The sequence below is a fragment of the Amycolatopsis sp. NPDC000009 genome (assembly GCF_055563465.1).
In genome coordinates this window covers 221,281-228,459 of sequence record NZ_JBVHDI010000013.1, presented here as the reverse complement: position 1 = coordinate 228,459, position 7,179 = coordinate 221,281, and the positions used below count along the sequence as shown (strand labels likewise).

The window sequence follows — 7,179 nt, the reverse complement described above, 5'->3', positions numbered from 1 at the left end:
CACCCGCTACGACAAACTCGCCGTCCGCTACGAAGCCACCGCGCACATCGCCGCGATCAACGAGTGGCTCTGAACTACTTCGATACAGGCCCTAGTGGGGCGCGAACTCGCGCCATTCCTCCTGCCACCGCGCCCATCGGGCCCGGTCGAGCAGGAACCGGCCGCAGCGCTGGCCTGCCAGCACGACCACGATGAAGGCGAGCCAAAGGCCCACTCCCGTGCCGACACCGAGAAGACGGGCATCGAGGCCGGTGACGGGTGCGTCGACCGCGTTCCCGGACTCGTCGAGCCAGGCCGGCACCTTCGCGCCGGCCAGGGTTCCCCTCGCCGCCTGGACCTCGCCGACTCGGGTGTCCCCAGCACGGGTGACCCACGTGGCCTTGGCGGACGAGGTGTCGTGGGCCACCCCCGACCGAGTCGCGATGGCGATGGGCGCGCCGTCTTCGAGCAGGGTCGCTTCCCCGCGATATCTGGTGGCCTGCTCGATCTCCGCCCGTTCGGAACGGGCCGCGAAGACACCGGAAGCCACCGCGGCGGCGACCGGCAGGGCGACGACCACGAGGACGATCGCGAGAACCATCGTGAACGCCTCGACGCGGTCTTCGCGGCGAGCGAGCGGATTTCGCCCTGGACGGACCAGACGCCAGGCGCGCGACCAGTGAGACGACGTGTTCATGACCTGGACCTCCGCTGTGGATCGCCGGGAATATGACGTCACCATCACCCGGCGATACCGCCCCGCAGGAGAGGCGACGGTCCCGCCCTGCCGGGACCTCCAGCCGTATTCCCGGCCCGTCCACGGGATCGAGACTGGCTTCATGCGAGTACGTGATGTCATGACCACCCCGGTCGTCGCGGTGACCCCGGCGGCCACGATCGGCGAAGCGATCGCCGTGCTGACCGGCAAGGGAATCACCTCGCTACCGGTCGTCGGCGACACCGGCGAACTGCTCGGAGTGCTACTCGAAGAGGATCTGCTCCGGGCGCGTTACCTTCCCGACGGTGACCCGGACAGCGGCGTCATGCTCAGCGGGCGCACCAAAGTGAGCGCGCTGATGCGGCGACCGGCGGCCGGTGCCCATCCCGATGGCGACCTGACCGAACTGACGGCGAAGATGCTGGAGCGCCGGCTCCGGTCCGTCCCGGTCCTCGAACACGGTCACGTGATCGGCGTCATCACCTGGCAGGACCTGCTCCGTGCCGGGCCATCCGCGCAAAGGAATGAGCCATGAACACGAATCCCGGCAACACCCGCCACCTTCTCGTCGGCGCCGACGGCTCCGGCGAAAGCGAAGAAGCGATCCGATGGGCCATCGCCGAAGCGGCCGCCGTCGGTGACGACGTCGAAGTCCTGATGGTTCTTCCGAGGGAAGAGCTCCTTCCCGGCACATCGTTCGCCCTTCAGCCCCACGGCAGGGTTCCGGTGCGGAAGAACTACTCGCTCGACGACGCGGTCGCCCGGATCCGGAGCGAGCTTCGAGCGGACGTCGAGGTGGAAACCTCGCTCAGGCAAGGGAACCCGACGTCGGAACTGCTCGCGGCGGCACACGAAGCAGACCTTCTTGTGCTGGGCACCGGGACGAAGAGCGCGGTCGGCAGGCTCGTCTTCGGCAGTGTTTCCACGGCGTGCGTCAGGCACGCGACGTGTCCCATCGTGCTGGTGTCGCCGCAGGCGATCCACCGGTTCAGCCCAGCCGCTTCCTGACTTGTCACACGTGCTCCACCGAGAGCACCGCCTCGGCGTCCCGTGCCAGTTCGACGTCCTCACCCGTTCCCATGGCGAAGACGGTCACCGGCGCGTCAACCGGACTGATCACCCGATCGCCGTCCCCGAGACAGCGAGCCGGATCGACGGTGATCCCGAAGACGCCCAGCCGGGTGGCCAGTCGCGCGACCAGGTCGGGTTGATGCTCGGTGACCCCGCCGGTGAACACGACGGCGTCGATCCGGTCGAGGCTCGCCGCCATCGCGCCGATCTCGCGGCGGATCCGGTGCAGATAGACGGCGACGGCCGAAGTCGCGTCGGGATCCCCCGCCGCTTCGCGTGCCAGGACGGCTCGAAGGTCCCCGTTCGTCCCGCTCATTCCGGCGAGACCGGACCGGTGATACAGCGCGTCTTCCATCTCGTCGACCGACATCGGCGCGGTTCGCATGACGTGCAGCACCAGACCGGGATCCACCGAGCCGGATCTCGTCGCCATCGCCGGCCCTTCCAACGGGGTGAAGCCCATACTCGTGTCGACGCTCCGGCCACCGCGGATCGCGGTCACCGAGACACCGGCGCCGAGGTGGCAGCACAAGAGCCGTGGCTCGCCGTCGCCCAACAGTTCCGCCACCCGACGCGCCGCGTGACGGCACGAAAGACCGTGGAAACCGTAGCGCCGCAAGCGCCCCTGACTGGTCCATTCCCTTGGTAGCGCGTACCTCGACGCTTCTGCGGGAAGGTGGGCGTGGAAGGCCGTGTCGAACGACGCGATCACCGGAAGGCCAGGGCGCAGCCGGAAAACCTCCCGTGCGAGGCGGACGGCCTGCGGCTGGTGAAGCGGTGCGAAAGGGTTGAGCTTTTCGAGTGCGTCCACGACGTCCGGTGTGAGCCGGACCGGGCCGGCCCTGGAACCCCCGTGCACGAACCTGATGGCCACCGTGTCCACTGTGGACCATCGGTCGAGAGCCTGTCGAGCAGCGTCGTCCAGGCCCATGGCGGCCCATCCGACCGGCGTGCCGTCGACGACCAAGGACGATTTGAGGCTCGAAGAGCCGGGATTCAACGTCAGGACACGCATGAAGACTCCTTCGGGCACAGGACCGGGCGGGCGCGCCCTGGGGGCGGCGCGCCCGCCCGGCCGGAGATGGTCAGCCCTTGCCGACCTCGATCTTGACCTGCTTCTCCTGCGGCTTGTCCTCGACCGGCATGGAGATTTCCAGGATTCCGTCCTTGTAGGCCGCCGTGATCTTCGCGGTCTTCGCACCGGAAGGCAGGGAGACGCTCCGGCTGAACTTGCCGTAGTAGAACTCACTGCGGCCGTGCTCCGCGGTGCTGGCCTCGCGCTCGGCGGTGATCGTCAGGAGCCCCTCGTGCGCGGTGACCGAGATGTTCTTTTCCGGGTCGAATCCGGGGAGCTCGGCCCGGACGAGGTACTTGCCCTCCTCGACGGACTCTTCGATACGCACCGGATTGTGCTCGGCGAACGGCCACGGATTCTCCAGCCAGGCCGCGATACTCGGCAGGGTCATCCGAGAACCGGGTACCAGGGTTGTCATATTCGTAATTCCTTCCTTTGTCGATCCGTCATGCTTCCCAAGTCCAGTCACGAATTTCGGGAAGATCCTCACCGTGTTCGACGATCCATCTGCGGTGCCGTTCACGCGCGTCCGTCATCCGCTGCCGGACGGCGCCGGCCCGGGCCAGCAGCCCTGGCACTCGGTCGATCACGTCGGTGACGAGCTGGAAGCGGTCCATGTCGTTGCGCACCAGCATGTCGAACGGTGTGGTCGTGGTTCCGTGCTCGATGTAGCCGCGCACGTGGAGGTCGTCGTGGTTCGCGCGCCGGTAGGCCAGCCGGTGGATCAGCCAGGGGTAACCGTGGTAGGCGAAGATCACCGGCCGGTCGGTGGTGAACAGGGCGTCGAATTCGCGGTCGGCCATCCCATGCGGGTGTTCCGCGGCGGGTTGCAGGCGCATGAGGTCGACCACGTTCACCACTCGGACCGCAAGGTCGGGCAGGTATTCCCTCAACAGCTTGGCCGCCGCGAGCACCTCGACCGTCGGAGCGTCGCCGGCGCAGGCGAGGACGACATCCGGTTCCCGATCCGGATGGGTGCCCGCCCACTCCCAGATCCCGGCGCCGCGCGCGCAGTGCACCGCGGCCTCTTCTGTGTCGAGCCAGACGGGGCTGTCGTTCTTCCCCGCGACAATCACGTTGACGTAATCCCGGCTGCGCAGGCAGTGCTCCGCGACCCACAGCAGGGTGTTCGCGTCCGGCGGCAAATAGACCCGCACGACTTCCGGGCTCTTGTTGGCGACATGATCGACGAAGCCCGGATCCTGATGCGAGAAGCCGTTGTGGTCCTGCCGCCAGACGTGCGAGGTCAGCAGGTACGTCAGCGAAGCGACCGGCCGCCGCCACGGGATCTCCCGATGCACCTTGAGCCACTTGACGTGCTGGTTGAGCATCGAGTCGACGATGTGCACGAAAGCCTCGTAGCAGGAGAAAAGCCCGTGCCTGCCGGACAACAGATAGCCTTCGAGCCAGCCTTGGCAGAGGTGTTCCGAGAGCACCTCCATGACCCGGCCGTCCGCGGCGAGATGCTCGTCGACGGGTTCGGTCGCGCACAGCCAGGTCTTGGCGGTCACGTCGAACACCGCGTCGAGCCGATTGGATGCGGTCTCGTCCGGGCCAAACAACCGGAAATTGGAAGTCTTTCGGTTCAGCGCGAACACATCCCGCAGCCACCGTCCGAGCACGCGCGTCGGTTCGGCGACCGCGCCGCCCGGCCGGACGAGCGGGATCGCGTGCGCCGCCACCTCGGGCAGCTCCAAGGGCCGCAGCACGAGACCGCCGTTGGCGTGCGGTGACGAACCCATCCGGAGCTCACCGCGCGGGATCAGGGCGGTGACCTCGGACGTGGGCCTGCCGTCCTCGTCGAAGAGCAGTTCGGGGCGATAGGAGCGCAGCCAGTCCTCCAGCTGCCGCAGATGCTCCGGGTTCCCGCGCGCGTCCGGTACCGGGACCTGGTGCGACCGCCAAGTCCCCTCTACCCGTTTTCCATCCACAGTGGACGGTCCGGTCCAGCCCTTGGGGCTGCGCAGCACGATCATCGGCCAGCTCACCGGTCCCGTCGGCACTCCGGCGGAGCGGGCTCGCACCTGGATTCCGTCGATCTCGTCCAGCGCGCCGTCCACCGCCGCGGCCATGGCCTGGTGCATGACCGCCGGATCGTCGCCTTCGACGTAGCGCGGGGCATACCCGTACCCACGCAGCAGCTCGTCGAGCTCGGTGCCGCTGATCCGCGAAAGCACGGTCGGGTTGGCGATCTTGTACCCGTTCAGATGCAAGATCGGCAGCACCGCACCGTCACGGACGGGATTGAGGAATTTGCCCGAATGCCAACTCGTAGCCAAGGGCCCGGTTTCGGCCTCGCCGTCGCCGACGACGCAACCGACGACGAGGTGCGGGTTGTCGAACGCGGCACCGTAGGCGTGCGCGAGCGAGTAGCCGAGCTCGCCGCCCTCGTGGATCGACCCCGGAACCTGTGGCGCGACATGGCTGGGCACCCCGCCGGGAAAGGAGAACTGCCGGAACAGCGTCCGCAGGCCGTCCTTGTCGTACGGGACCTCCGGCCACGCCTCCGAGTAACTGCCCTCCAGCCAGGTGTTCGCATACAGAGCCGGTCCACCGTGGCCGGGTCCGGTCACGAACATCGCGTTCAGGTTCCGCCGCACGATGGCCCGGTTGAGGTGGGCGTAGACGAAGTTCAGTCCCGGGGAGGTACCCCAGTGCCCGAGCAGGCGCGGTTTCACGTGCTCGGGTTTCAGCGGCGATTCCAGCAGCGGATTGTCCATCAGGTAGATCTGGCAGGCGGCAAGATAGTTCGCCGCCCGCCACTGAGCGTCCACTTGGGACAACTCGGCCGAAGTCAGCACCGCCGGAGCGGCGGGTGCGCCGAGAACGGTCACCGCGACTTCTCCGGCCGGACCACCATCACCGGGCATTCCGCGTGGTGCGCGAGCGCCTGGCTGGTGGAACCGAGCAGCTGCCCGGTGAATCCACCCCGGCCCCGGCTTCCCACGACCACCAGCTGCGCCTTGGCACTCCACTCCAGCAGGGCGTGCCGCGGGCGGTCCTCGACGAGGACCCGCTCGACCTTGACGTCCGGGTACTTCTCCTGCCAGCCCGCGAGACGCTGCGCCAGCAGCCGTCGTTCCTCTTCCTCGATCGATTCCCACTGCACGACGAGCCGCGCCATCCCGTAGGCGTCGTCGTAGGTGACGTCCCGCCACGCGTGGACGACGACGAGCTCGGCCTTCCGCCACGCCGCCTCCTCGAAGCCGATCTCCAGTGCGCGCTCGCTCAGCGGGCTGCCGTCGATTCCCACCACGATCGGCCCCTCGGCCGGATATGCGGTGGTGTTCTTCCGACCCCGCATGACCACCACGGGGCAGTGAGCGTGAGCGACGACCGCCGACGCCGTCGAACCGATCGTCATCTCGCCGAAGAAGCCCTTCCCGGTGCCGCCGACGACCACCATCGCCGCCGACTTCGACGCGTCGATCAAGGTGGGCACCGGCGAGTCCGCCGGCATCCGCGTGTCCACCTCGACCCCGGGCGCCACCGAACGCGCTTGCGCGACAGCCTCCTCCAGAACCCGCTTACCCTCATCGGCGAGGACGTCGTACCACGGCGTGGGCCCCGCCAATCCCGCTCCGTAGGCCAGCTTGTCGACGCGAAGTGCGTGCACGACGAGCATCTTCAGCAGCCGTTCTTCCGCGACGGCGGCGGCCCACCGGACGGCGGCCCGTCCCGGCTCTGTCCCGTCCACCCCCACGACGATCTTCCGGTCCGGCGCGTTCATCGTTCGTCCTCCTGATAGGTCACTTTCGCTTCCACCACACCCGGAACCGCCTCGGCCAGCAGCCTGGCCACATGACGATCGGTGTCGTTGTCATAGGCATCGCCGATCCGCACGACCCCGTCGCGCGCCTCGACCGTCCACCGGCCCGGGCCGCCGTAGATCGCCAGGTGGTGGCGGACGTCCGCGGCGATCGCCTCGTCGGAACGGGCGAAGGCACGCACGAAGTCGCCTCGCGTGAGGATTCCGACCACCCGGGAACCGTCCACGATGGGCATCGCGCGAATACGCCCGTCGAGCAGGGCCCGGCCGACATCGGCGGCGTCCGCACCGGTACTCATGCCCGTGGCCGGTGACGTCATCACCTGGGCGACGGTCAGCCCCGGCCTCGGGCGTGCCTCATGGTCCGGTCCCGAACGCATGTCGTGCGGGAACCGGTTCCGGATGAGATCCGCCTCGGTGACGATGCCGATCAGCCGGTCGTCCTCGTCCACCACCGGCAGTGCGGTGAAACCCTTCTCCGCCAGCAGTTCGGCCGCGTGCTTCGCGGTGGTCTCGGGCGTCACCGTGACGACCGGCGCGGACATCAAATCCCGTGCTCGCATGGTC

Annotated in this window: 8 protein-coding genes; 2 read left to right on the top strand and 6 right to left on the bottom strand. The window is 68.2% G+C overall.

Annotated elements, in window-relative coordinates; all coding sequences use genetic code 11:
* Nucleotides 1-91: 91 nt before the first annotated feature.
* The gene (locus ACZ3HL_RS29935) at nucleotides 92-676 is read right to left on the bottom strand and encodes an Rv1733c family protein (protein WP_465534907.1); all 585 of its coding nucleotides are present in this window, start codon (nucleotides 674-676) and stop codon (nucleotides 92-94) included.
* A 142-nt stretch (nucleotides 677-818) separates the two neighbouring features.
* Here ACZ3HL_RS29935 and ACZ3HL_RS29930 point away from each other — a divergent pair, with 142 nt between their 5' ends.
* Together ACZ3HL_RS29930 and ACZ3HL_RS29925 are read left to right on the top strand one after the other, a co-directional pair.
* Nucleotides 819-1,232, top strand: a complete 414-nt coding sequence (locus ACZ3HL_RS29930; protein ID WP_465417451.1) for a CBS domain-containing protein — start codon at nucleotides 819-821, stop codon at nucleotides 1,230-1,232.
* Nucleotides 1,229-1,705 (top strand): universal stress protein, encoded by a 477-nt coding sequence (locus ACZ3HL_RS29925; protein ID WP_465417453.1) that lies wholly within the window; start codon nucleotides 1,229-1,231, stop codon nucleotides 1,703-1,705. Before ACZ3HL_RS29930 ends, ACZ3HL_RS29925 begins: the two co-directional genes overlap by 4 nt.
* A gap of 4 nt (nucleotides 1,706-1,709) precedes the next feature.
* On the opposite strand, the gene ACZ3HL_RS29920 is transcribed toward ACZ3HL_RS29925, so the two are convergent.
* The 5 genes from ACZ3HL_RS29920 to ACZ3HL_RS29900 all read right to left on the bottom strand — a co-directional run bounded on the left by ACZ3HL_RS29920 (nucleotide 1,710) and on the right by ACZ3HL_RS29900 (nucleotide 7,175).
* Nucleotides 1,710-2,783, bottom strand: coding sequence for an acetate/propionate family kinase (locus ACZ3HL_RS29920; protein WP_465417455.1), 1,074 nt, complete (start codon nucleotides 2,781-2,783; stop codon nucleotides 1,710-1,712).
* 70 nt (nucleotides 2,784-2,853) lie between these two features.
* The gene (locus ACZ3HL_RS29915; RefSeq protein ID WP_465534906.1) at nucleotides 2,854-3,261 is read right to left on the bottom strand and encodes an Hsp20/alpha crystallin family protein; all 408 of its coding nucleotides are present in this window, start codon (nucleotides 3,259-3,261) and stop codon (nucleotides 2,854-2,856) included.
* A 28-nt stretch (nucleotides 3,262-3,289) separates the two neighbouring features.
* Nucleotides 3,290-5,713, bottom strand: coding sequence for a phosphoketolase family protein (locus ACZ3HL_RS29910; protein WP_465534905.1), 2,424 nt, complete (start codon nucleotides 5,711-5,713; stop codon nucleotides 3,290-3,292).
* The gene (locus tag ACZ3HL_RS29905) at nucleotides 5,674-6,573 is read right to left on the bottom strand and encodes a universal stress protein (RefSeq protein ID WP_465417462.1); all 900 of its coding nucleotides are present in this window, start codon (nucleotides 6,571-6,573) and stop codon (nucleotides 5,674-5,676) included. Before ACZ3HL_RS29905 ends, ACZ3HL_RS29910 begins: the two co-directional genes overlap by 40 nt.
* Nucleotides 6,570-7,175: a CBS domain-containing protein gene (locus tag ACZ3HL_RS29900; RefSeq protein WP_465534904.1), complete on the bottom strand. Its 606-nt coding sequence runs from the start codon at nucleotides 7,173-7,175 to the stop codon at nucleotides 6,570-6,572. The genes ACZ3HL_RS29905 and ACZ3HL_RS29900 overlap by 4 nt, the downstream gene beginning before the upstream one ends.
* Nucleotides 7,176-7,179 lie beyond the last annotated feature (4 nt).